We start from the raw sequence: 21,981 nt of genomic DNA on the forward strand, positions 1-21,981 counted from the left end.
ATCAGGCGGCAGACCGCCTAGTCATGCGCAATCACAGGCTCAAGACCGTGATGCACAGCAGCACGGCCAGCACCGGGATCAGCACGGTGATGACGAAGATGTCCTTGTAGGCCTGTTTGTGGGTCAGGCCCATGATCATCAGCATGGCGATCACCGCCCCGCAATGCGGCAGCGAATCGAGCCCGCCAGCGGTGATGTTGGCGATACGGTGCAGCACCTCGGGCTCCACACCCATCTCGAGATAGCGCGGCGCCAGGGTCTGCATGAAAATCTGCAGGCCACCAGACGAGGAACCGACTATCCCCGAGACCACGCTGACCGAGGCGAACACCGACAACAGCGGCGGCAGATCCACCCCCAGTATCCATTGAGCGAATTGGGCGAAACCTGCGGTCTGAGTGACCACACCGCCAAAGCCGATCACCGCAGCGGTATTGAGCAGCGGCATGATCGCATCGTCAGCCCCCTGCCCCAGCAAGCCGACGGTATTACGGCGCAACGCCGGAAACATCAGCACAGCCACCCCAGTAGCGATCACCAGGGCCAGACTGGGCCAGAGAATCGGCTGCGCCTGGCTGAAGGCCAACAGCCCACCCAGTGCCCCCTCGCCTGGCACAGCTGCACCAGACAGAGCGAGCAGACGCGGCAGGAGAATGATCCCCAACACCACGATGATCGGCACCAACGCCATACCCCAATGTGGACCACTACCCGGCACACCGGCCAACTGCTGCATACGCTCGTCCTGTGCGTTCGGCTCGAATCCCTCGCCGCGTTCGCGCGCCAGGCGCCATTCGCGCTGCAGATAGGCCATACCCAGACCGATCATCACCAGCGAGGCGAACAGACCAATCCAAGCACCGGCGAACAGGTCCGTACCCAGCGCACTGGCTGCGATCACGTTATGAATCGACGGAGAGCCAGGCAAGGCCGTCATGGTGAAGGTTCCCGCCCCCAGTGCAGTAGCGGCGCAGAACAATCGCTTGGGCAGGTTGGCCTCGCGCATCAGGGTGATGCCCAGCGGATACATGGTGAAGATCACCACGAACACCACCACGCCGCCGTAGGTCAGCACCGCGCAGACCAGCATGGCCACCCATAGCGTGCGCTGGGTGCCGAGGCCGCGGGTGATTGCCTGGGCGATGCTGCCGGCGGCCTGGCTGGCGGCCATGACCTTGCCGAAGATGGCGCCGCAGAGAAACAGCACGAAGAACTTGCCGGCAAAGGTGAATGCGCCCAACGGGCCGAACGGAAAGTACTCGAGCAAGGCCTTGGGCACGGCCACGCCGTTGCTCAAGGCCACCAGCATGGCGCAGACCAGCGCCGCAATGAAAATGTTCACCCCGCGCAGCGCCATGTAGATAAGCAACGCCAAGCCCAGCAACAACCCCAAGTTACCCAACATCTTCGTCCCCACCCTTATTGTTGTAGTCCTTGCGCGACAGTTATAACAGCTCGGCCGCGCGCACGTCCTAACAGCATCGGAGTTGGCTATTTTTTATCCAAAGAGCATAGCCACTGGCCTGAAACCGACTCACCCAGTAAAAAAACACGCAACTCTTGCTCGCCCTCCGTTTACTTACTAAAAGTAATAGGTAGTATGTAGGCCGGCTAATTTCCCGCAGTTGGGGAATTGCTTTTATGGAAAACTCCACCTCAAGGGGAACACGATGAACAACGTTCTGAAATTCTCTGCTCTGGCTCTGGCCGCAGTTCTGGCTACCGGTTGCAGCAGCATGTCCAAAGAAACCGAAGCTCGTCTGACTGCTACCGAAGACGCAGCTGCCCGCGCTCAAGCCCGTGCCGACGAAGCCTACCGCAAGGCCGATGAAGCTCTGGCTGCCGCTCAGAAGGCTCAGCAGACCGCTGACGAAGCCAACGAGCGCGCTCTGCGCATGCTGGAAAAAGCCAGCCGCAAGTAATAGGCGACCGGCTTTTAGAAAGCCGACCCAGGCAACTGGGTCGGCTTTTTTATTGCCCGTTGCACGCACACTACCAGCAATAAAAAGCCCGCCGGCACAAGTGCGGGCGGGCTGTTCGGTACGGATCGCGTTAGAACGGGTTGGCGCTGCTCGCCACCACGTTGTCGCCCTGAGCGGCGATCGGCACCGGCAGGCCGTCTTCCGAAGCCACCACTTCGCGGACCATTTCCCAGTCCAGGCGCAGGCCGCTGAGTTCCTCGCGCTTGAGCAGGGTATTAATCACCGCCGTATGCTTGTCGACGACCGAGGGCGCGCCTTCGTCGTCCAGCGGCGCATGGGCCTCCAGATAGACCTTGCCGCCACTCACGCCGAACTTGTAGGGCTCGTTGAGGATGCGCACCGGCGTCCCCACCGGCGCCATGCCCGCCAACTCCAGCACGTTGTGGTTGAGCATGCGGAAGCAGCCATGGCTGACGCGCATGCCGATGCCGAACTTCTTGTTCGAGCCGTGGATCAGGTAACCGGGGAACGACAACCCCATCTTGTACGGCCCCAGCGGGTTGTCCGGCCCCGGCGGCACCACGGTGGGCAGGATATCGCCCTCGGCGGCATGCTCCTCGCGGATCGATTTGGGCGGATACCAGGCCGGGTTCGGCGTCTTCGCGGTGATGCGCCCGGTGCCCAGCGGCGAGCCCCAGCCCTCGCGGCCGATGCCGAGGGGGAAGGTATGCACCACGTTCTGGCCTTTCGGGTAGTAGTACAGGCGGTACTCGGCCAGGTTGATCACTATGCCTTCGCGCGGGCCCGGCGGCAGGACGTAGCGGGTCGGCAGGACGATCTCGGTGCCCTCGCCCGGTAGCCAGGGGTCAACCCCGGGGTTGGCCGCGACCATCTCCAGGTAGCCCAGGTCGTGGGTGGTTCCCAGGTCGGCGAAGGTATCCTCGTACTTGGCCTTGATCACCTGCACCTGGCCGACCACGTCTTCGCCGGGCGGCGGCAGGGGAAGTTCGAGCGCCTGCACCGCGGCGCTGGTGCACAGTGCCATGAGGGTCAGGCAACGGTTGACCGCAGAGAATCGCGACAACATCCGGGAATCCTTGATGGGTTGACTAAAAGTGCAGCGATTGTACACCGCCGTTCGAGCCCAGGGCAGCCGTCAGCCATCCGCCCAGTTCGAGCACAGCCCCTGGCGCTGGGCCTCGAACCTGGCCAGGCAGGCCGGACACAGGCGGCGGTCGCGCAGCAAGGCTTTGTCCAGTGCCCGCCAGCGCGGCTGCGCCGGCAGCAAACCGCCGCACAGGGTACGGTCGGCGTGGCCGCCCAGGCGCAACTGGCGGGCGACCAGGTGCAGGCGCGCCTCGCGGCAGGCGAACAGATCCAGCTGCTCGTCCGGCTCGATCAGTTGATAGGCATACAGGGACCAGGCGAGACGCGGCATCTGGGGCTCCATGGCGGGCCGCCACATTAGCCGAAAGGCTTGGGGCGGAAAAGTCTCAGAGCAGCGGTTTCAGCGCCGGCCAGACGTTATCGAGCAGCAGCGGCTGCGCCGCCGCGGTGGGGTGGATGCCGTCGGCCTGCATCATCGCCGGCACGCCGCCCACGCCTTCGAGGAAGAACGGCACCAGCGGCACTTGCTTGTCCTGCGCCAAGTCGGCGAACACCTGGGCGAAGGCCTGGGTGTAGCGGGCGCCGTAGTTGGGCGGCAAACGCATGCCGAGCAGCAGCACGCGCGCCCCGGCGACCTGGGACTGTTCGATCATCGATGCAAGATTCTGTTGCAATTGCGCAGGCGGCTGGCCACGCAGGCCATCGTTGCCACCCAGCTCGATGATCACAAGCGTGGGCCGGTGCTCGGCAAGCAGCGCAGACAGCCGCGCGGCGCCGCCTGCGCTGGTATCGCCGCTGATCGAAGCGTTGACCACCGCGTGGTCGAAACCCTCCTCCTGCAGGCGTTGTTCCAGCAGCGCGACCCAACCCTGGCGGCTATCCAGGCCAAAAGCCGCGCTGATACTATCGCCGACCACAAGCAGGGTGCCTGCAACCGCCCCCTGGGCCCAGAACAGCAGGGCCAAGGCACCACTCAGCCACCATGCACGCATTGGAATCTCCATGACTTCGAGCATTCTCGCTGCGCGGAACCTTAGCAAAGTGGTCGAGAGCGCGGAAGGCGAGCTGACCATCCTCCACGACCTCGACCTGAGCCTGGCCAAAGGCGACAGCCTGGCCATAGTCGGCAGCTCCGGCTCGGGCAAATCCACCCTGCTCGGCCTGCTCGCCGGGCTCGACCTGCCCAGCGGCGGCGCCGTGCTGCTGGCCGGCCAGGACCTCGGCGAACTCGACGAAGACCAGCGCGCACGGCTGCGCGCCGAACATGTCGGCTTCGTCTTCCAGTCCTTCCAGTTGCTCGACAGCCTCAACGCGCTGGAGAACGTCATGCTGCCGCTGGAACTCGAAGGCCATGGCGATGCCCGCCAGCGCGCCCGCGCCCTGCTCGAGCGGGTCGGCCTGGGCCAGCGCCTGAGCCACTACCCACGCCAGCTGTCCGGCGGCGAGCAGCAGCGGGTGGCCATCGCCCGCGCCTTCGCCGCCGAGCCGGACGTGCTGTTCGCCGACGAACCCACCGGCAACCTCGACAGCCACACCGGCGAACGCATCAGCGACCTGCTGTTCGAGCTCAACCAGGAACGCGGCACCACCCTGGTGCTGGTCACCCACGACGAACGCCTGGCCCATCGCTGCCAACGCCTGATCCGCCTGGAGGCCGGTCACCTGATCGACCGCGTGGAGCCCTGATGAACCGCGTACCGCTCACTCGCCTGCTGGCACTGGCCGCGCGCCAGTTGCTGCGCGACGCCCGCGCCGGCGAGCTGCGCGTGCTGTTCTTCGCCCTGCTGGTGGCGGTGGCGGCGAGCAGCGCCATCGGCTACTTCAGCGCGCGGCTGAACGACGCCATGCTGCTGCGCGCCAGCGAATTTCTCGCCGCCGACCTGCGCCTGAGTGGCAGCACACAGGCCAGCCCCGAACAGATCGAGGCCGGCACCCGCCTGGGCCTGGATCACGCGCAGATAGTCGAATTCTCCAGCGTGGTCGCCGCCGGCGACGGCATCCAGCTGGCCAGCGTCAAGGCCGCCAGCGATGCCTACCCGCTGCGCGGCGAACTGAAAAGCGCCGCCGCCCCCTATCAGCCGGAGCAGCCCGGCGCGGGTCCGGCGCCCGGCGAAGCCTGGGCCGAGACGCGTCTGCTGGTCGCCCTGAACCTGCAGATCGGCGACGAGATCGAGATCGGCGCCAAGCGCCTGCGCCTGACCCGCGTGCTGACCTACGATCCGGACGGCGCCGGCGACTTCTACAGCCTCACGCCGCGGGTGCTGATGCACCTCGACGACCTGGCCGCCACCGAGGTGGTGCAACCGGGTAGCCGGGTGCGCTTTCGCGAGCTGTGGCGCGGCGATGCCGACATGCTGGCCGCCTATCGCCAGGCGGTGGAAACCCGCCTCGAACCCAACCAGCGCCTGGAAGATGCCCGCGACGGCAACCGTCAGGTCGGCGGCGCGCTGGGCCGCGCCGAGCGCTACCTGAACCTGGCCAGCCTGGCCGCCGTGCTGCTCGCCGGGGTGGCCGTGGCCTTGTCGGCGGCGCGCTTCGCCGCCCGCCGTTTCGACGCCAGCGCACTGCTGCGCTGCCTGGGCCTGTCGCGCCGCGAAGCGCTGAGCCTGTTCGCCCTGCAGCTGGCCCTGCTCGGCCTGCTCGCCTGCCTGCTGGGCGCCCTGCTCGGCTGGCTCGGCCAGCACGTCTTGTTCCACCTGCTGCGCGGGCTGATCCCCGCCGACCTGCCGCCAGCCGGCGTCTGGCCGGCCCTGGCCGGCATGGCCACCGGCCTGGTGGCGCTGGCCGGCTTCGCCCTGCCGCCGCTGGCCGCGCTCGGCCGCGTGCCGCCGCTGCGGGTGCTGCGCCGCGACCTGCTGCCGGTGCCGGCCAGCTCCTGGCTGGTGTACGGCGCGGCGCTGCTGGCGCTCGGCCTGATCATGTGGCGCCTGAGCCTGGATCTGCGCCTGACCCTGGCGCTGCTCGGCGGCGGCCTGCTCGCCGCCCTGCTGCTCGGCGGCCTGCTGCTGCTCGGCCTGCAGAGCCTGCGCCGCCTGCTGCAACGCGCCGCCCTGCCCTGGCGTCTGGGCCTCGGTCAGTTGCTGCGCCACCCGCTGGCCGCCGCCGGCCAGTCGCTGGCCTTCGGCCTGATCCTGCTGGCCATGGCGCTGATCGCCTTGCTGCGCGGCGAACTGCTCGACACCTGGCAGGATCAGCTGCCGGAAGACGCGCCCAACCACTTCGCCCTCAACGTGCTGCCGGCCGAACGCGACGCCTTCGCCGCGCGCCTGGCCCAGCTCTCGCCGCATCCGGCGCCGCTCTACCCGGTGGTGCCGGGCCGCCTGGTGACGATCAACGACGAACCGGTGCGCCAACTGGTGAGCAAGGAGAGCCGCGGCGAGCGGGCGATCCAGCGCGACCTGAGCCTGACCTGGGCCGAACAATTGCCCGCGGACAACCAGATCACCAGCGGCCGCTGGTGGGGTGCGGCGCATGCCAGCGAGCTGCCGGGGGTATCGGTGGAAGCCGAACTGGCCGAGAGCCTGCAACTCGAGCTGGGCGACCGCCTGCGCTTCAACGTCGGCGGCATCGAACGCGAAGCCCAGGTCAGCAGCCTGCGCGAGGTGGACTGGGACAGCTTCCAGCCCAACTTCTACATGATCTTCGAGCCACAGACCCTGCAGGACCTGCCCGCCACCTACCTGACCAGCTTCTACCTGCCGCCGGGTCAGGATGCCGAGTTGGTAACGCTCAGCCGCGCCTTCCCCAGCGTCACCCTGCTGCAGGTCGACGCGCTGCTGGCGCAGCTGCGCAGCATCCTCGCCCAGGTCACCCTGGCCATCGAGTACGTGCTGCTGTTCGTCCTCGCCGCCGGCGTCACCGTGCTGCTCGCCGGCTTGCAGGCGACGCTCGACGAACGCATCCGCCAGGGCGCCCTGCTGCGCGCCCTGGGCGCCGAACGCCAGCTGCTGGTCAGCGCCCGGCGCGCCGAATTCGGCCTGCTCGGTGCCGCCGCCGGCCTGCTCGCCGCACTGGGCTGCGAACTGGTGAGCTTCCTGCTCTATCGCTATGCCTTCGACATGAGCTGGCAACCGCACCCCTGGCTGCTACTGTTGCCGCTGATCGGCGCCCTGCTGGTGGGCAGCGCCGGCGTGCTCGGCACCCGCCGCGCGCTCAATGCCAGCCCGCTAAGCGTGCTGCGCGAGGGCTGAGGCCATAACCTGCCTGGCAGTGATCGCGGCTAAAGCCCCTCCCACACCGATGCCGACTCGACAGCGGAGTTTGCGACGAAACGAGCGCTGCCCCTAGACTTGGCGCCTGCCCAATCATTCCGAGACGCCATGAGCCGCTACCGCCCCCCTCGCCCCGCCGGCACGCCACTGATCACCCCCGAAGGCGAGGCGCGCTTGCGCGCTGAGTTGCACGAGCTGTGGCACGTGCGCCGGCCACAGGTGACCCAGTCGGTCAGCGAGGCGGCCGCCCAGGGCGACCGCTCGGAGAACGCCGAATACACCTACGGCAAGAAGATGCTGCGCGAGATCGACAGCCGCGTGCGCTTTCTGACCAAGCGCCTGGAAAAGCTCAAGGTGGTTGGCGACAGGCCCTCGGACCCGAACAAGGTCTATTTCGGCGCCTGGGTCACCATCGAGGACGAAGACGGCGAACAGTCGCGCTACCGCATCGTCGGCCCCGACGAGCTGGATCTGAAACAGGGGCTGATCAGCATCGACTCGCCGCTGGCCCGCGCCCTGGTGGGCAAGCCGCTGGACGCCGAGGTGCGGGTGCACAGCCCGAGCGGCGAGAAGACCTGCTACATAGTCGAGATCGACTATCCCTGAGGCTCCCTACCGCCGGGTAATCAGGCCCTGGCGCGCCACCCGAACCAGCTCGGCGACCGTTTCCGTCAGGGCATCGGCGCTGGGCGCCTGGACCACCGCAAGGTCGAAACTGTCGCGCGGAAAGCGCGCCAGCGACTCGCCGCGCTGCACGAACTGGATACGGAAGGTACGCGGCCCGCTCCAGCGCTTGGGCCAGCCGTCGAGGTAACGCAGCAGGGTCGGCTGGTGATTGCCGCCGAGCAGGATGCGCGGGTTGCGCAGCAACAGCCCCGAGGTGATGGGGGCCAGGCGAATGTGCGGTTGGGGACAGGTCATGCTCGAGTCTCCGCCTCAAAAATCCCGCTGGGCAGCGGTGGGAGGCGACACCGAACCAGCGCTTTAGCGGAATTTCGGGTGCTGGAAACTGCCCCCTGTGGCGCCCCGCAAGTAGCTGTTTAAATCGGCGCAGCGCGCATCCTAGAGAAGCCCGCGCGATACTGTCAAGGCGAGCCACCACCGCCCAAGCGCCATGACCACCGACCCGTTGCGCCTGTTCTTCGCGCTGCCCTGCCCGCCACCGCTGGCCGCGGCGATCTGCGCCTGGCGTGAGCGCGAAGCGCCCGGCGGCAGGCCGGTCGCTGCCGCCAGCCTGCACCTGACCCTGGCCTTTCTCGGCGCGCAGCCGGCCAGCTGCCTGGCGCCGCTGCTGGCGCTGGCAGCCGAGATACAGGGCGAGCGCTGCGAGCTGCGCCTGGATCGCCTCGGCCGCTGGCGCGGCGGCGTGCTGCACCTGGCACCCAGCCGGGTGCCGCAGGCGCTGGACGAGTTGCAGCGGCAGCTGCACGCACGCCTGAGCGGTGCAGGTTTCGAACTGGAGCCGCGCGCCTTCCGCCCGCACCTGACCCTGGCGCGGCATTACCCGCAGCCGCCGGCCGGCGCCGCCCCAACCTTCGATTGGCCGCTGCGCCATTTCGCCCTGTTTTGCTCGGAATATGACGGCCACGGCAGCCGCTATCGCCTGCTCGGCCAGTGGCCGTTGCGGCCTGCGACCCCAACCGGGCGTAGCGCCCCGTAACAGCGAAGCCTGGGTAATATTGCCGGCAAAACAGGGCAATCTCTGGAAAAGTGCCGCGATAGAGGGGTTAGTCTGGAAAATTCGGCAATGGCATGTTTCCTGCCCTCTCCCTCGTGCCATACGTGCCACGGGATGGGCGCGATTTTGTTGCAGGACGCACCTCAACACACCCATCGAGAGCGCCCATGAACAACAACAAGACCCTGCTCGCCCTCTGCCTCGGCGCCGGCCTGCTCGCCAGCGGCCAGACCCAGGCCTTCTGGTTCGGCTCCTCCGGCTATACCCAGACCAAATACCCCATCGTCCTCGGCCACGGCATGCTCGGCTTCGACAGCATCCTCGGCGTCGACTACTGGTACGGCATTCCCGCCGCCCTGCGCCGCGACGGCGCCAGCGTCTACGTCACCGAAGTCAGCCAGCTGGACACCTCCGAAGCGCGCGGCGAGCAATTGCTGCAGCAGGTCGAGGACATAGTCGCCATCAGCGGCAAGGCCAAGGTCAACCTGATCGGCCACAGCCACGGCGGCCCCACCACCCGCTACGTCGCCGCCGTGCGCCCGGACCTGGTCGCCTCGGTCACCAGCGTCGGCGCGCCGCATAAGGGCTCGGCCACCGCCGACTTCCTCAAGGGCATCAGCGACGGCCCCGCCGGCCCGGTCGCCACCCCGCTGCTGGCGGGCATCATCAATGGCCTCGGCGCGCTGATCAACTTCCTCTCCGGCAGCCCCAGCACCACCCCGCAGAACGCCCTCGGCTCGCTGGAGTCGCTCAACAGCGAGGGCGCGGCGCGCTTCAACGCCAAGTTCCCGCAGGGCATTCCCAGCAGCGCCTGCGGCGAAGGCGCCTACAGCGTGAACGGCGTGCGCTACTACTCCTGGAGCGGCACCAGCCCGCTGACCAACCTGCTCGACCCCAGCGACCTGCTGATGGGCGCCAGCGCGCTGACCTTCGGCAGCGAAGCCAACGACGGCCTGGTCGGCCGCTGCAGCTCGCGCATGGGCCAGGTGATCCGCGACAACTACCGGATGAACCACCTCGACGAGGTCAACCAGACCCTGGGCCTGACCAGCCTGTTCGAGACCGATCCGGTGACCGTCTACCGCCAGCATGCCAACCGCCTGAAGAACGCCGGGCTCTAGACCGGACGCCCCTCATAGGGTGCGCCGCGCGCACCTGATGTCGGTAACGCCGGTATTTCGGTGCGCACGGCGCACCCTACCAGGCATTAGCTCTGAGCCCCGCTTCGGATCGGGAGCAATCCCGATCCGACGCTTTACTGGAACCTGCCGTGAACAAAGCCCTGTTTGCCCTGCCTCTGCTGTTCGCCGCCTGCCTGGCGTCGATGCTCTATCTCCAGCCTGGGCATCTGCCCGATCGACTTAATCCACCCGCGCCCGCGGCCACGACCCTATCGCCCATCGCCCAGGATCTCGCCCCCGCGGTCGTCGAGGCCGAGAAAGAGCCCGCCAGGCTCGCGCTGCCGGCATCCTTCGTCGGCACCGAGGTGGACGGGCGCTTTCGCGTCGATGCCGCCGGCAACCTGATCGTCAGCGAAGACATTCGGCGCATCTTCGACTACTTCCTCGCCAGCCTCGGCGAGGAGAGCCTGGACGCCAGCGTCGCGCGTCTGCGCGGCTATATCGACGGTCAGTTGCGGGAACCGGCCCGGGCCCGCGCGCAGGCGCTGCTCGACCAGTACCTGGCCTACAAGCGCGAGCTGGTGCTGCTGGAGCGCGACCTGCCGCAGCTGGCCAGCCTGGACGCCATGCGCCAACGCGAAGCGGCGGTACAGGCGCTGCGCGCGCGGCTGTTCGACAGCGAGAGCCATCAGGCCTTCTTCGCCCGCGAGGAAGGCTACAACCGCTTCACCCTGGAGCGCCTGGCGATCCGCCAGGACGCCTCGCTGAGCGCCGAGGAAAAGGGCCTGGCCGTCGACCGCCTGCGCGCCAGCCTGCCGGAGGAACTGCAGGACATGGTGCTGCCGCAGCTGCAGCAGGAGCTGCGCCAGCACACCGCGCGCCTGCAGGCCGAAGGCGCCAGTGCGGCGCAGATTCGCCAACTGCGCCAGCAGCTGGTCGGCGCCGAGGCCACCGCGCGCCTGGAGGCGCTGGACAGCCAACGCCAGGGCTGGCAGAAGCGTCTCGATGAGTATCTCGCCGCCAAGGCGGCTATCCAGGCCAACGAGGGGCTCAGCAGCGGCGACCAGCGTGCCGCCATCGAGGCGCTGGCGGCGGAACGTTTCGACGAACGCGAGCGCCTGCGCCTGGAGGCGGCCGAGCAGTTGGCCGAGGCTGGCAGCAGCACGAGCGGCGGCTGATCCCCGGGTAAAGCCTGAGCGGGATCGTCGGGCGGAGCGCGTTGCGCTCCCCGTTGGGCTTCGCTGCGCTCAGCGCCAACCTACCCAGCGCAGCCAGACGCAGCCATTAGTTGCCGTCAGGCGCTGTCGCGCATCACCAGCTCGAAGCCGACGTCGATGCAGTGCTGCTCCGGCGTCTCGCCGCGCATCAGCGCCAGCAGCATGTTCGCCGCCAGCTCGCCGATACGCCCGCGGGTGGTGCGCACCGTGCTCAGCGCCGGGTGCATCCAGGCCGCCGCCGGCAGGTCGTTGAAGCCGGCGATGGCCAAGCGCCCCGGCACCTCGAGGCCCAGCTGACGGGCGCGGAACAGCGCGCCCATGGCCAGGTCGTCGTTGTTGAAGAACACCGCATCGATCTGCGGCTGCTGCGCCAGCAGGCGGTCGAGCAGCTCGGCACCGAGACCGATGGACGATAGCTCGGGGGTGAGCAGCTCCAGCGCCGGGTCGTGGCGATTGAGATAGCGCATCACCTGGCGATAGCCCTCGGCGCGCTGCAGGGTGCGCGGGTCGAGTTGGGCGGCGGCGAAGGCGATATGCCGGTAGCCGCGCTGCACCAGGGCGCGGCTCATGGCGGCGCCGGCTTCGACCTGGGAGAAACCGACGCAGTAGTCCTCCGGCTCGTCGCTCAGCTCCATCAGGGTCACCAGCGGGCAGCTGCTGGCGCCGAGGATCTCGCGCGCCGCGTCGCTGCGCTCGAAGCCGGTGACCAGCAGGCCGGCCGGCTGGTGCGCCAGGTAGGAACGCAGCAGGCGTTCGTCCTCCTCGACCCGGTAATGGCTGACGCCGATCATCATCTCGAAGCCGGCCGGCATCAGCACCCGCTGGATCGCCTCGACGGTATCGACGAACACCGAGTTCGACAGCGAGGGAATCACCACCGCCACCAGGTTCGAGCGCGAGCTGGCCAGCGCCCGCGCCGCCGGATTGGGCACATAGCCCAGCGCCTTGGCCGCGCGCATCACCTGCTCGCGCAGGGCATCGGAGACCCTGCCCGGCTGCGACAGGGCGCGCGAGGCGGACATCAGCGAGCAGCCGGCGGCCTTGGCCACATCCGACAGAGTGACGCGTTCGGCGGAACGGCGACGACGTTGACTCATAGCGCCTCCAGAGATGGTCTGGCGGGGATTCTACCAGCCTCGCCAGCGGATAAAGCGCGGGACACGCCGCCCGGGAGGCCGCCACCATGCAAGGAGCGGCCGTCCCAACGTGCCCCGCGAAACTACGAACCCATCCACGATCTGCTGCGCGTCGGCCCTACTGCGTTAAGAACAGGCTCGAACGCTCATTTACAACCCGTAAAGTCGAGCGCGACTCCGACCGATTCTCGCCTGTTTTGACCAGCCGAAGGCTGTTACTGACGTAGCGCCTTGTATGGCTCTAGCTCGCGAGATCGTGAACAGGTTCTTACAAGGCAGCCTTCTCGGCCTCGGCCTGCACCTGATCGAACAGCTGCTGGCCGACCGTGTCGACCACCTTCTGGATCGCCGGCGCGGCCTGCTCGCGCATGCGCTGCACCTCGGCGGCGTCCACTTGGTTGATCTGCATGCCCTTGTCCTTCAGCTCGGCCAGGGCGCGGGCGGCCTCGGCGCGGGTGTCCTGGCGCTCGAAGTCGCGGGCCTTCTGCGCCGCCTCCATGAGAATGTTCTGCTCGGTGGCAGACAGGCCGTCCCACCAGCGCTTGGATACGGTGAGAATCCACGGGCTGTACACGTGGTTGGTCACGGTCAGGTACTTCTGCACCTCATAGAACTTCGAGGAGAGGATGGTGTTGAAGGGGTTTTCCTGGCCGTCCACGGCCTTGGTCTCCAGCGCGGTGAACAGCTCGGAAAATGGCAGCGGCACGGCGTTGGCGCCCATCAGCTTGAAGGTCTCGAGGAACACCGGGTTGGGCATCACGCGCAGCTTGATGCCGGCGAAATCCTCCAGCTTGCTGATCGGCCGGGCGTTGTTGGTCAGGTTGCGAAAGCCGTTCTCCCAGTACACCAGGCCGACCAGACCCTTCTCCTCCAGCTTGTCCATCACCTGGCGGCCAACCGGGCCGTCGAGCACGGCGTCGGCCTGCTCGGCGCTGCTGAACAGGAAGGGCGTGTCCCACACCGCCATCTCCTTGGTGATGCCGACCAGGGTCGCAGTGGAGCCGACCATCATTTCCTGGGCGCCGCCGATCAGCGCGCTCTGCATCTGGTCGTCCGAACCCAGGCTGGCGGCGCCGAAGGTGCGCACCTTGAGCTTGCCGTCCGAGGCCTTGGCCACCTCCTCGGCGAACAGCTTGGCCGCGCGGCCCTGGTTGCTGTTCTCGTTGAGGCCGTAGCCGAAGCGGATCATCCGCGAGCGGACTTCGTCGGCGTGGACGCCGACGGCGGCGAGCGGGCTGCACAGCAGGGCAGCGGTGAGGATGGCGAGCAGCGGACGTTTCATCGGAACTACCTCTTATTGTTGTGAACGAAGCCGGCGCGCCCGCGCCGGTTGGGGCGAATCAGCGCAGCCAGGTCAGCGGCACGGTGACGATGGCCGGGAAGGCGATCAGCAACGCGACGATGCCCAGGTAGATCAGGAAGAACGGCATCACCCCGCGCACCAGCACCTCCATGCGCAGCCGGCCGATGCCGCCGACCACGTTGAGCACGGTGCCCACCGGCGGGGTGATCAGGCCGATCGAGCCGATCAGCACGAACATCACGCCGAAGTACACCGGGTCGACCCCGGCCTTGATGGCGATCGGCGCCAGCACCGGGGCGAGGATGAGGATGGTCGGGGTCAGGTCGAGGACCATGCCCACCGCGATCATCAGCAGCATGATCGCCAGCACCAGCAGTTGCGGGTGGTCGGCCAGCGGCCCGAGCATGGCGCCGATCTCGTCCGGCAACTGGGCCAGGGTGATCATGTAGGCCGATACCGTGGCGGCGGCGCAGAGGAACATCACCGAGGCGGTGGTGCGGCTGGCGCGGGTCAGGGTCTCGATCAGGTCGTTCCAGCTCAGCTCGCGGTACAGCAGGGTCGACACCGCCAGGGCATAGACCGCGGCGACCACCGCCGCCTCGGTCGGGGTGAAGAGGCCGAAGCGCAGGCCGCCGACTATGATCACCGGCAGCATCAGCGCCGCGGCGCCGTCGACCAGCACGCGGCGACGCTCGGCGGCGCTGGCCTTGGCCGGGGTCGGCTCGGTGAAGCCGCGGGCGATCAGGCTCCAGGCGACGATCAGCCCGGCGCCCATGATCAGCCCCGGCACCAGGCCGGCCATGAACAGCTGGCTGATCGAGGTGTTGGTGACCACGCCGTAGATCACGAAGGGCATCGACGGCGGGATGATCGGCGCGATGATGCCGCCGGCGGCCACCAGGCCGGCCGAGGAATGCAGCGGGTAGCCGCGCTGGCGCATCATCGGCAGCAACAGGGTGGCCAGCGCCGCGGTGTCGGCCAGGGCCGAGCCGGACATGCTCGCCAGCAGCACCGCGGCGGCGATGGCGACGTAGCCGAGGCCGCCGCGCAGGTGGCCGAAATAGGCCTGGGCCATGGCGATGATGCGCTTGGAGATGCCGCCGGCATTCATCAGCTCGCCGGCGCGGATGAAGAAGGGCACGGCCAGCAGCGGGAAGCTGTCGGCGCCGGCGAGCAGGTTCTGCGCCAGCAACTGCACGTCCCAGAAGTCCAGGTACCACATCAGCAGCGCCGCCGTGAGGATCAGGGCGAAGGCGATGGGCATGCCGAAGGCCATGAAGCCCAGCAGGGATGAAAGGAAGACGGCGACGGTCATCGGCAGGTCCTCGGTGGGCAGTGCCCGTTCTTGTTAGTGATGACGCAGCCTCAATCGACTTGCGCGTGAGCCAGGCTTGCCTGCGGCGCGCGGCGCCACAGGTTGATCAGTTGCACCAGGGCGAGGACGGCCAGCACCGTCATGCAGGCCAGCACCGGCACCATGGCCAGCACCACCGGATAACCGACCACGGTGCTGTGGTTGCCCCAGCCGAACTGCACCTGCATCCAGGCGCCCCAGGCCGCCAGCAGGCTGGCGCCGGCCACCAGCAGCCAGCTCAGCGAGTCCAGCAGACGTTGCGCAGACTGCGGGAAGCGGTCGCGGATCATGCGGAAGGTCATCAGCTCGCCGCGGCGCATGCTCGAGGCCACGCCGACGAACACCAGCCAGACGAAGGCCAGCCGCGACAGCTCCTCGGCCCCGGCCCAGCCGGTGCCGAAGGCGTAGCGCAGCACCACGTTGGCGAACACCGCCAGCACCATAAAGGCCATCAGCGTCGCCATCAGGCCATCGGTGAGGCGGTCGAACAGCCGCGCCAGGCGGCCTTCGTAGATGGGTTCGGCGCCCAGTTGCGAGGCATGGTTAGCGCTATCAATTTCTGTCGTCGAACCAGCGGCGTCGGCGCCCGAGCCAGCCTCCGGCAGATCGCGGCGCAACCAGGCGCAGATCTGCGCCAGCAGCGCCTCGCGGCTGGCGGCTGCGTTCAGCACGCGGACATGCGGCTCGCCGGCCGGCGCTTCGAGGGTGGCGAACTGGCTGTCGACCAGCGAGGTGGGCATGAAATGTCCGGGACGCGCGCCGACCCGCTGCAGCGCGGTGGCCTGATCGATATGCAGATGGACGAACTGCAGCCCCGGCACCGCCGCGCGCAGGCGCTCGCGGTAGGCGCGCTTGAGCGCCGAGCAGGCCAGCACGAAGCCCTCGCCCGCCGCCTGGGCGGCCAGCATCTGCTCGCTCAGGGCGTCCAGCCAGTGGCTGCGGTCGTCGTCGCTAAGGGGGGTGCCGGCGCGCATGCGCTCGACGTTCTCGCGGGGATGGAAGTGATCGGCTTCGATATGGCGCCAGCCGAGGGAGGTGGCGACCGCCTGGCTGATCTCGCTCTTGCCGGAGCCGCTGACGCCCATGACCACCAAAGTGGTGCGGGCAGGCAGGATAGAAAGCTGTTGCTGCATGGGAACTCCAGGGCGCCATCTGCGTGGTGCCGCTCATTGTTTGGCCGGATGTTAGCGCTATCCAAATCGTTCGACAACCCTATTGCGGCAACATTTCGTAGAGCATTTCTGCGTCAGGCGGCGCAGCGGCTCTAGCCCGCGATCCGCCGCTGCGGTCACCATCGCGGCATTCGACCGCAGAAGAGCCCTCGCCCATGGTTCCATTCCGCCCCCGCCCCTGGCTTGTCGCCCTGCTGCTGCCGCTGGCCGCGCAAGCCGAGGACGCGCCCGACTACCAGGCCGAACCGCTGGTGGTCACCGGCAGCCGTTACCAGGCCAGCGGCTGGCGCCTGCCCTTCTCGGTCAACCGCATCGATGCCGAGCAGGCCACCCTGGGCAAGCCGGGGGTCAACCTGTCCGAGGCGCTCGGCAGCGTGCCCGGCCTGGTGGTGCAGAACCGCCAGAACTATGCGCAGGATCTGCAGCTGTCTTCGCGCGGCTTCGGCGCCCGCTCGGCCTTCGGCATTCGCGGCATCAAGCTGCTGGCCGACGGCGTGCCGCTGTCCAACCCCGACGGCCAGGGCCAGGCGGCGACCTTCGAGCTCGATACCCTGGAGCGCATCGAGGTGCTGCGCGGCCCCTTCGCCAGCGTCTACGGCAGCAACTCCGGCGGGGTGATCCAGCTGTTCTCGCGCGATGGCGCAGGCGCGCCCAGGCTATCCGTCGACACCTCGCAGGCGGCCTGGGGCACTAGCCGCACGCGAGTCAGTGCCGAAGGCGGCAACGACCAGGCCGGCTTTGTTCTCAACCGCTCGCATTTTGAAACCGACGGTTATCGCGCGCACAGCGGCGCCATCCTCGACAAGAGCTTCGCCAAGCTGACCCTGTACCCGGACGACCTCAGCAAGCTCAGCCTGAGCTTCAGCCAGCTCGACCAGAACGACACCCAGGACCCGCAGGGCCTGACCTGGGCTCAGGTGCAGGACGACCGCCGCGCCGCCGCCCCCAGCGCTTTGGCGTTCGATACGCGCAAGACGGTGGATCACCAGCAGCTTGGCCTGAATTACGAGCGCAGCTTCGCCGCCGGCACCTGGCAGAGCACCCTGTACAGCGGTACCCGGCGGGTGATTCAGTACCAGTCGATCCCTGTCGCAGTGCAGGCCAACCCGTCGCACTCAGGCGGGGTGATCGACTTCGAGCGGCGCTTCTTCGGCGCCAGCAACCGCTGGATCCAGCCCTTCGACCTGGGCAGCAGCCTGCTGACCCTTACCGCCGGCCTGGACTACGACCATGCCCGCGACGACCGCCAGGGCTTTGAGAACTTCGTCGGCAGCACCCTGGGGGTGAAGGGCAATCTGCGCCGCGACGAACGCGATGAGGTCAGCAGCCTGTCGCCCTATGTCCAGGCCGCCTGGCAACTGGGCAAGCTCGACCTGCAGGCCGGCCTGCGCCACAACGAAGTACGGTTCGAGGTGGACGACCGCTTCCTGAGCAATGGCGACGACAGCGGCGCGGTCACCTACCGCGAGCTGACCCCGACCCTGGGCGCCAGCTACGCGCTGCTGCCCGAGCTGAATCTCTACGCCAGCTGGGGCAAGGGCCTGGAGACGCCGACGCTCAACGAACTGTCGTATTCCGGCCCCGACAACGGTTTCGGCTTCGATCTAGAGCCGGCGACCAGCGAGCAGATCGAAATCGGCCTCAAGGCCCGCCTCGGCCAGGCCAGCGACCTGCAACTGGCGCTGTTTCAGATCGACACCGACGACGAACTGGTGGTGGAATCGGCCAGCGGCGGCCGCACGCGCTTTCAGAACGCCGCACAGACCCGCCGTCGCGGCGTGGAGCTGGCGCTGGCAAGCCAACTGAGCGACACCCTGCGCGGCACCCTCGCCTACAGCCATATCGAGGCCGTCTACAGCCAGGACTTCGCCAGCGGCGGCCGGCCGATCGCGTCTGGCAACCGCCTGCCCGGCATCCCCGCCAGCACCCTGTATGGCGAGCTGGCCTGGCAGCCGCGCGAGGGTTTCAGCACCGCCATCGAGGGCCTGTACCGCAGCAAGCTGTATGTCGAGGACAGCAACCAGGCCAAGGCCGCGCCTAGCTACGCGCTGTTCAACTGGCAGGCACGCTTCGAGCAGCAGCTCGGCGCGCTGACCTTCAACCAGGTGCTGCGCATCGACAATCTGCTGGATCGCGAATACATCGGCTCGGTGATAGTCGGCGAGAGCAATGGCCGCTACTACGAACCTGGGCCGGAACGGGCCTGGTATGTGGGCGCCGGGATGCAGTATCAATTCGATTGAGGCTGTAGCCGGCCTTGTAGGAGGCGCTTCAGCGGCGAGCTTTTAGCTCGACCAGTCGCGGCTGAAGCCCCTCCCACAGAGCGCCCTACAACCCGCGCGCGATCACCATCCGCTGCACGTCGCTGGTGCCTTCGTAGATCTGGCACACGCGCACGTCGCGATAGATGCGTTCGACCGGGAAGTCCTTGAGGTAGCCGTAGCCGCCCAGGGTCTGGATCGCCGCCGAGCACACCCGCTCGGCCATCTCCGAGGCGAACAGCTTGGCCATCGAGGCCTCGGTCAGGCATGGCAGGCCGGCTTCGCGCAGACTGGCGGCGTGGTGCACCATCTGCCGCGCCACGGCGATCTGGGTGGCCATGTCGGCCAGGCGGAAGGCCACCGCCTGGTGCTCGATGATCGGCTTGCCGAAGGTGACCCGCTCGTGGGCGTAGTCGCGCGCCGCCTCGAACGCGGCGCGGGCCATGCCCACCGCCTGCGCGGCGATGCCGATGCGCCCGCCTTCGAGGTTGGCCAGGGCGATGCGGTAACCCTCGCCCTCCTCGCCCAGGCGCAGCTCGGCCGGGATGCGCACTTCGTCGAGCTGGATCTGGCAGGTGTCCGAGGCGTGCTGGCCGAGTTTGTCTTCCACCCGCACCACGGAAAAACCCGGCGTGTCGGTCGGCACGATAAAGGCGCTGATACCCTTCTTGCCGGCCCCCGGGTCGGTGACGGCGAAGACGATGACCATGCCGGCATGGCTGCCGGAGGTGATGAACTGCTTGCTGCCGCTCAGCACGTAGTGCTCGCCGTCGCGCCGCGCACGGGTGCGCAGGTCGCTGGCGTCGGAGCCGGCCTGCGGTTCGGTAAGGGCGAAGGCACCGAGCATCTCGCCGCCGGCCAGCGGGCGGAGGAAGCGCTGCTTCTGCGCCTCGCTGCCGTATTTCAGGATCGGCATACAGCCCACCGAGTTGTGCACGCTCATGATGGTGGAGCAGGCGCCGTCGCCGGCGGCGACTTCCTCCAGGGCCATGGCGTAGGCCAGGTGGCCGGTCTCGGCGCCGCCCCACTGCTCCGGCACGAGCATGCCCATGAAACCCAGCTGGCCCATCGCGGCGATGGCCCCAGTCGGGAAGCGGTGCTCGCGGTCCCAGTCGGCGGCGAAGGGCTTGAGCCGTTCCTGGGCAAACTGGCGGGCCATGTCGCGGATCAGTAGTTGTTCTTCGTTGGGCAGCATGGCTGGCTCCGATGATGCGGTTTGATCGATCCGTGGGAGGCGCTTCAGCGGCGACTGTCGCGGCTGAAGCCCCTCCCACAGTGCGGGCTCAGGTGGCTGGTGCGCACGGCCTAGGCGGCCCCGCAACACCCTACGAATCGCGTTCGGCCCGTAGGGTGCGCCGCGCGCACCATGATTTTTTCCTCACAATCTTTCGATGGCCACCGCGGTAGCCTCGCCGCCGCCGATGCATACCGCCGCCACGCCGCGCTTGAGATCACGCTGCTGCAGCGCCGCCAGCAGGGTGACCAGGATGCGCGCGCCGGAGGCGCCGATGGGGTGGCCGAGGGCGCAGGCACCGCCGTGCACGTTGAGCTTGGCGTGGGGGATGTCGAGGTCGCGCATGGCGACCATGGGCACCACCGCGAAGGCCTCGTTGATCTCGAACAGGTCCACCTCGTCCAGGCTCCAGCCGCTACGCGCCAGCACGCGCTGGATCGCGGTGACCGGCGCGGTGGTGAACAGATTCGGCGCCTGGGCGTGGCCTGCATGCGCGACGATACGCGCCAGCAGGCTCAGGCCGCGCCGCTCGGCCTCGGACTGGCGCATCAGCAGCAGCGCAGCGGCGCCGTCGGAGATCGAGCTGGAGTTGGCCGCGGTCACCGTGCCGCCGTCGCGAAAGGCCGGCTTGAGGGTTGGAATCTTCTCCGGCCTGGCCTTGGGCGGCTGTTCGTCGGCGGCGATCAGGCGCCGCTCGCGCCCGGCCGGGGCCTCGACCGCGACGATCTCGCCGGCAAAATGGCCGGCCTCCATCGCCTGCTGCGCCCGGCGCAGCGACTCGAGGGCGTAGGCATCCTGCTCTTCGCGGCTGAAGCCGTAGTTCTGCGCGCAGTCCTCGGCGAAGGTGCCCATCAGCCGACCGCGCTGGTAGGCGTCTTCCAGGCCGTCGAGGAACATATGGTCGAGCACCTGGCCATGGCCCATGCGATAGCCTGCGCGGGCGCGCGGCAGCAGATAGGGCGCGTTGGACATGCTTTCCATGCCGCCAGCCACCAGCACCTCGGCGCTGCCGGCCAGCAGCTGGTCGTGGCCGAACATCAGCGCCTGCATGCCCGAGCCGCACATCTTGTTCAGCGTGGTGCACTGCGCCGCCTGACTCAGGCCCGCGCCGAGCGCTGCCTGGCGCGCCGGCGCCTGGCCCTGGCCGGCCTGCAGCACGCAGCCCATCAGCACGCTATCCACCGCCTCGGCCGCGAGGCCGGCACGCTCCAGGCTGGCGCGGATGGCGGCGGCGCCCAGCTCACTGGCGGACAGGCCGGCCAGGTCGCCGAGAAAGCCGCCCATGGGGGTGCGGGCGGCGCTGACGATCACTATCGGATCGGTTGGAATGGGCATGGTTGTCTCCTGAAAATCGCTGGTTTGCCATGGGGTCGCGGCTGAAGCCCTCCCACAGTCGATCAGTTCACCGTAGCCCGGATGCAATCCGGGGAGGCGCTGTCCCGGATTGCATCCGGGCTACCTGTCCGTTATTTCGCCGCCATGCGCAGCGCGCCATCGAGACGGATCACCTCGCCGTTGAGCATGGGGTTCTCGACTATGTGGCGCACCAGCGCGGCGTATTCCTCGGGGCGGCCCAGGCGCGGCGGGAAGGGCACGCCGGCGGCCAGCGAGTCGCGCACCTCCTGCGGCATACCGGCCATCATCGGCGTCTCGAAGATGCCCGGGGCGATGCACATCACGCGGATGCCCGAGCGCGCCAGCTCGCGCGCCGCCGGCAGGGTCATGGCGGCCACCCCGCCCTTGGACGCGGCGTAGGCGGCCTGGCCGATCTGCCCGTCGAAGGCCGCCACCGAGGCGGTATTGACGATCACCCCGCGCTCGCCCTCGGCATTCGGCTGGTTCTGCGCCATGGCCTCGGCGGCCAGGCGCAGCAGGTTGAAACTGCCGATCAGGTTGACCTCGACGGTGCGGCGGAAACTGTCCAGACCATGCACACCGCCGCGCCCCAGTACCTTCTCGGCCGGTGCGATACCGGCGCAGTTGACCAGCCCGTGCACGGCGCCGAAGGCCTCCAGCGCCTGCGCCACGGCCGCGCGGCCATCCTCCTCGCGGGTGATGTCAGCCGGCACGAAGCGGGCATTGGCGCCGAGTTCCTCGGCACGTGCGGCGCCGGCCTCGGCATTGATGTCCACCAGCACCACCTTGCCGCCCTGCTCCAGCAGTTCGCGGGCCGCGGCCAGGCCCAGGCCGGAACCGCCGCCAGTGATCAGGAACACGGATTCATCGATATGCATGCTCAACCTCGGTAATTGTTGTGGGGTGAGA

20 protein-coding genes are annotated in these 21,981 nt (G+C 68.2%); 8 read left to right on the plus strand and 12 right to left on the minus strand.

Annotated features, from left to right (window positions below):
- Positions 1-31 precede the first annotated feature (31 nt).
- Complete coding sequence (locus ACIGKL_RS01255; protein WP_397484923.1) at positions 32-1,405, minus strand: GntP family permease; 1,374 nt, start codon at positions 1,403-1,405, stop codon at positions 32-34.
- 265 nt (positions 1,406-1,670) lie between these two features.
- On the opposite strand from ACIGKL_RS01255, the gene oprI reads away from it, so the two are divergent.
- Positions 1,671-1,922 carry an outer membrane lipoprotei OprI gene (gene oprI / locus ACIGKL_RS01260; RefSeq protein WP_003239826.1) on the plus strand — a complete coding sequence of 84 codons (252 nt, stop codon included), beginning with the start codon at positions 1,671-1,673 and terminating at the stop codon, positions 1,920-1,922.
- A 130-nt stretch (positions 1,923-2,052) separates the two neighbouring features.
- Here oprI and ACIGKL_RS01265 read toward each other — a convergent pair whose 3' ends face one another.
- The 3 genes from ACIGKL_RS01265 to ACIGKL_RS01275 all read right to left on the minus strand — a co-directional run bounded on the left by ACIGKL_RS01265 (position 2,053) and on the right by ACIGKL_RS01275 (position 4,021).
- A complete protein-coding gene (locus ACIGKL_RS01265; RefSeq protein ID WP_397484924.1) occupies positions 2,053-3,009 on the minus strand; it encodes a L,D-transpeptidase family protein in 957 nt (318 codons plus the stop codon).
- A 69-nt stretch (positions 3,010-3,078) separates the two neighbouring features.
- Complete coding sequence (locus ACIGKL_RS01270) at positions 3,079-3,360, minus strand: hypothetical protein (RefSeq protein ID WP_397484925.1); 282 nt, start codon at positions 3,358-3,360, stop codon at positions 3,079-3,081.
- Between the two features lie 55 nt (positions 3,361-3,415).
- On the minus strand, positions 3,416-4,021 hold the full coding sequence (locus ACIGKL_RS01275; protein WP_397484926.1) for an arylesterase: 606 nt from the start codon (positions 4,019-4,021) through the stop codon (positions 3,416-3,418).
- Between the two features lie 10 nt (positions 4,022-4,031).
- On the opposite strand from ACIGKL_RS01275, the gene ACIGKL_RS01280 reads away from it, so the two are divergent.
- From ACIGKL_RS01280 to greB, 3 genes are all read left to right on the plus strand, one after another.
- Positions 4,032-4,715 (plus strand): ABC transporter ATP-binding protein, encoded by a 684-nt coding sequence (locus ACIGKL_RS01280; RefSeq protein ID WP_397484927.1) that lies wholly within the window; start codon positions 4,032-4,034, stop codon positions 4,713-4,715.
- A complete protein-coding gene (locus ACIGKL_RS01285) occupies positions 4,715-7,219 on the plus strand; it encodes an ABC transporter permease (protein ID WP_397484928.1) in 2,505 nt (834 codons plus the stop codon). Before ACIGKL_RS01280 ends, ACIGKL_RS01285 begins: the two co-directional genes overlap by 1 nt.
- Before the next feature lie 129 nt (positions 7,220-7,348).
- The gene (greB, locus tag ACIGKL_RS01290) at positions 7,349-7,846 is read left to right on the plus strand and encodes a transcription elongation factor GreB (RefSeq protein ID WP_397484929.1); all 498 of its coding nucleotides are present in this window, start codon (positions 7,349-7,351) and stop codon (positions 7,844-7,846) included.
- A 6-nt stretch (positions 7,847-7,852) separates the two neighbouring features.
- Here greB and ACIGKL_RS01295 read toward each other — a convergent pair whose 3' ends face one another.
- Positions 7,853-8,161 carry a hypothetical protein gene (locus ACIGKL_RS01295; RefSeq protein ID WP_021446298.1) on the minus strand — a complete coding sequence of 103 codons (309 nt, stop codon included), beginning with the start codon at positions 8,159-8,161 and terminating at the stop codon, positions 7,853-7,855.
- A gap of 193 nt (positions 8,162-8,354) precedes the next feature.
- Here ACIGKL_RS01295 and thpR point away from each other — a divergent pair, with 193 nt between their 5' ends.
- From thpR to ACIGKL_RS01310, 3 genes are all read left to right on the plus strand, one after another.
- A complete protein-coding gene (thpR, locus tag ACIGKL_RS01300) occupies positions 8,355-8,900 on the plus strand; it encodes an RNA 2',3'-cyclic phosphodiesterase (RefSeq protein ID WP_397484930.1) in 546 nt (181 codons plus the stop codon).
- Between the two features lie 185 nt (positions 8,901-9,085).
- Positions 9,086-10,039 carry a triacylglycerol lipase gene (locus ACIGKL_RS01305; protein ID WP_397484931.1) on the plus strand — a complete coding sequence of 318 codons (954 nt, stop codon included), beginning with the start codon at positions 9,086-9,088 and terminating at the stop codon, positions 10,037-10,039.
- Positions 10,040-10,188: 149 nt separating this feature from the next.
- Positions 10,189-11,217 (plus strand): lipase secretion chaperone, encoded by a 1,029-nt coding sequence (locus ACIGKL_RS01310; RefSeq protein WP_397484932.1) that lies wholly within the window; start codon positions 10,189-10,191, stop codon positions 11,215-11,217.
- Between the two features lie 116 nt (positions 11,218-11,333).
- Here the strand turns inward: ACIGKL_RS01310 and ACIGKL_RS01315 are convergent, their stop codons facing one another.
- The 4 genes from ACIGKL_RS01315 to ACIGKL_RS01330 all read right to left on the minus strand — a co-directional run bounded on the left by ACIGKL_RS01315 (position 11,334) and on the right by ACIGKL_RS01330 (position 16,182).
- Complete coding sequence (locus ACIGKL_RS01315) at positions 11,334-12,353, minus strand: LacI family DNA-binding transcriptional regulator (RefSeq protein ID WP_397484933.1); 1,020 nt, start codon at positions 12,351-12,353, stop codon at positions 11,334-11,336.
- 307 nt (positions 12,354-12,660) lie between these two features.
- Positions 12,661-13,674 carry a TRAP transporter substrate-binding protein gene (locus tag ACIGKL_RS01320; protein ID WP_397484934.1) on the minus strand — a complete coding sequence of 338 codons (1,014 nt, stop codon included), beginning with the start codon at positions 13,672-13,674 and terminating at the stop codon, positions 12,661-12,663.
- A gap of 58 nt (positions 13,675-13,732) precedes the next feature.
- A complete protein-coding gene (locus tag ACIGKL_RS01325; protein WP_397484935.1) occupies positions 13,733-15,010 on the minus strand; it encodes a TRAP transporter large permease in 1,278 nt (425 codons plus the stop codon).
- Positions 15,011-15,060: 50 nt separating this feature from the next.
- Complete coding sequence (locus ACIGKL_RS01330; RefSeq protein ID WP_397484936.1) at positions 15,061-16,182, minus strand: gluconokinase, GntK/IdnK-type; 1,122 nt, start codon at positions 16,180-16,182, stop codon at positions 15,061-15,063.
- 194 nt (positions 16,183-16,376) lie between these two features.
- Between ACIGKL_RS01330 and ACIGKL_RS01335 the strand changes: the two genes are divergently transcribed.
- Positions 16,377-18,464, plus strand: a complete 2,088-nt coding sequence (locus tag ACIGKL_RS01335) for a TonB-dependent receptor family protein (RefSeq protein WP_397484937.1) — start codon at positions 16,377-16,379, stop codon at positions 18,462-18,464.
- A gap of 85 nt (positions 18,465-18,549) precedes the next feature.
- Here the strand turns inward: ACIGKL_RS01335 and ACIGKL_RS01340 are convergent, their stop codons facing one another.
- The 3 genes from ACIGKL_RS01340 to ACIGKL_RS01350 all read right to left on the minus strand — a co-directional run bounded on the left by ACIGKL_RS01340 (position 18,550) and on the right by ACIGKL_RS01350 (position 21,950).
- Positions 18,550-19,677 (minus strand): acyl-CoA dehydrogenase family protein, encoded by a 1,128-nt coding sequence (locus ACIGKL_RS01340; protein ID WP_397484938.1) that lies wholly within the window; start codon positions 19,675-19,677, stop codon positions 18,550-18,552.
- A gap of 183 nt (positions 19,678-19,860) precedes the next feature.
- Positions 19,861-21,051: an acetyl-CoA C-acyltransferase gene (locus ACIGKL_RS01345; protein ID WP_397484939.1), complete on the minus strand. Its 1,191-nt coding sequence runs from the start codon at positions 21,049-21,051 to the stop codon at positions 19,861-19,863.
- Between the two features lie 131 nt (positions 21,052-21,182).
- Positions 21,183-21,950 carry a 3-hydroxyacyl-CoA dehydrogenase gene (locus tag ACIGKL_RS01350; protein WP_397484940.1) on the minus strand — a complete coding sequence of 256 codons (768 nt, stop codon included), beginning with the start codon at positions 21,948-21,950 and terminating at the stop codon, positions 21,183-21,185.
- Positions 21,951-21,981 lie beyond the last annotated feature (31 nt).

The organism is Pseudomonas sp. NPDC077186 (assembly GCF_044543505.1).
GTDB lineage: Bacteria > Pseudomonadota > Gammaproteobacteria > Pseudomonadales > Pseudomonadaceae > Aquipseudomonas.

What these genes read in the sequence shown, in the direction of transcription:
- ACIGKL_RS01255 (WP_397484923.1), bottom strand. Translation starts at nt 1,405, where the DNA reads ATGTTGGGTAACTTGGGGTTGTTGCTGGGCTTGGCGTTGCTTATCTAC.
- oprI (WP_003239826.1), top strand. Translation starts at nt 1,671, where the DNA reads ATGAACAACGTTCTGAAATTCTCTGCTCTGGCTCTGGCCGCAGTTCTG.
- ACIGKL_RS01265 (WP_397484924.1), bottom strand. Translation starts at nt 3,009, where the DNA reads ATGTTGTCGCGATTCTCTGCGGTCAACCGTTGCCTGACCCTCATGGCA.
- ACIGKL_RS01270 (WP_397484925.1), bottom strand. Translation starts at nt 3,360, where the DNA reads ATGCCGCGTCTCGCCTGGTCCCTGTATGCCTATCAACTGATCGAGCCG.
- ACIGKL_RS01275 (WP_397484926.1), bottom strand. Translation starts at nt 4,021, where the DNA reads ATGCGTGCATGGTGGCTGAGTGGTGCCTTGGCCCTGCTGTTCTGGGCC.
- ACIGKL_RS01280 (WP_397484927.1), top strand. Translation starts at nt 4,032, where the DNA reads ATGACTTCGAGCATTCTCGCTGCGCGGAACCTTAGCAAAGTGGTCGAG.
- ACIGKL_RS01285 (WP_397484928.1), top strand. Translation starts at nt 4,715, where the DNA reads ATGAACCGCGTACCGCTCACTCGCCTGCTGGCACTGGCCGCGCGCCAG.
- greB (WP_397484929.1), top strand. Translation starts at nt 7,349, where the DNA reads ATGAGCCGCTACCGCCCCCCTCGCCCCGCCGGCACGCCACTGATCACC.
- ACIGKL_RS01295 (WP_021446298.1), bottom strand. Translation starts at nt 8,161, where the DNA reads ATGACCTGTCCCCAACCGCACATTCGCCTGGCCCCCATCACCTCGGGG.
- thpR (WP_397484930.1), top strand. Translation starts at nt 8,355, where the DNA reads ATGACCACCGACCCGTTGCGCCTGTTCTTCGCGCTGCCCTGCCCGCCA.
- ACIGKL_RS01305 (WP_397484931.1), top strand. Translation starts at nt 9,086, where the DNA reads ATGAACAACAACAAGACCCTGCTCGCCCTCTGCCTCGGCGCCGGCCTG.
- ACIGKL_RS01315 (WP_397484933.1), bottom strand. Translation starts at nt 12,353, where the DNA reads ATGAGTCAACGTCGTCGCCGTTCCGCCGAACGCGTCACTCTGTCGGAT.
- ACIGKL_RS01320 (WP_397484934.1), bottom strand. Translation starts at nt 13,674, where the DNA reads ATGAAACGTCCGCTGCTCGCCATCCTCACCGCTGCCCTGCTGTGCAGC.
- ACIGKL_RS01325 (WP_397484935.1), bottom strand. Translation starts at nt 15,010, where the DNA reads ATGACCGTCGCCGTCTTCCTTTCATCCCTGCTGGGCTTCATGGCCTTC.
- ACIGKL_RS01330 (WP_397484936.1), bottom strand. Translation starts at nt 16,182, where the DNA reads ATGCAGCAACAGCTTTCTATCCTGCCTGCCCGCACCACTTTGGTGGTC.
- ACIGKL_RS01335 (WP_397484937.1), top strand. Translation starts at nt 16,377, where the DNA reads ATGGTTCCATTCCGCCCCCGCCCCTGGCTTGTCGCCCTGCTGCTGCCG.
- ACIGKL_RS01340 (WP_397484938.1), bottom strand. Translation starts at nt 19,677, where the DNA reads ATGCTGCCCAACGAAGAACAACTACTGATCCGCGACATGGCCCGCCAG.
- ACIGKL_RS01345 (WP_397484939.1), bottom strand. Translation starts at nt 21,051, where the DNA reads ATGCCCATTCCAACCGATCCGATAGTGATCGTCAGCGCCGCCCGCACC.
- ACIGKL_RS01350 (WP_397484940.1), bottom strand. Translation starts at nt 21,950, where the DNA reads ATGCATATCGATGAATCCGTGTTCCTGATCACTGGCGGCGGTTCCGGC.